Annotated in this window: 1 pseudogene; it reads right to left on the bottom strand. The window is 78.9% G+C overall.

What is annotated here, in order from left to right:
- Window positions 1–489: pseudogene (locus GEV02_RS32580) on the bottom strand (hypothetical protein); the annotation flags it as partial.

Here is a 489-nt window from a genome sequence, read left to right as displayed (position 1 = left end):
CCCGCCGGCCGCGCCTGCGCCGCCGGTCTGCGTCACGCCTGCGCCCGCACCGCTGGCGCCACCGGCAGCCCCTGCGCCGCCCAGGCCACCGGTCGCCGTGCCGGTACTGCTGGTCGCATTGCCCGACGTGCCGGCGCCGCCGGTCCCGCCACCGCCACTGGCCGTCGCGGCCTGGTTGGGTGGTGGCGTGGGCGCAGGTTCGCTGCTGCTCGGCACACCGGTCGTATTCGACGCCGATGCCGCGCCGCCGGTCGCCCCGCCGCCGGTGCCGGTGGTGGTGGCGGAACCCGAACCGCTGCCGGCACCGCCGCCAGAAGCTCCGGCGCCGCCCGCCCCGGCCACGCCGCCATTGCCGCCGGTCGCATTGCCGGTGTTACCCGTGCCGCCACCATTGCCGCCGTTGCTGCCGGTGGCCGCGCCGCTCGCGCCGCCATAACCACCGGTCGAACCGCCGTTGCTGCCGCCTGCGCCGCCTGCCGCCGCGCCGCT

Source organism: Rugamonas aquatica (assembly GCF_009380215.1).
Lineage (GTDB): Bacteria > Pseudomonadota > Gammaproteobacteria > Burkholderiales > Burkholderiaceae_D > Rugamonas > Rugamonas aquatica_B.
The sequence above is the reverse complement of the archived record's forward strand: the minus strand, read 5'-3'. Positions and strand labels throughout refer to the sequence as shown.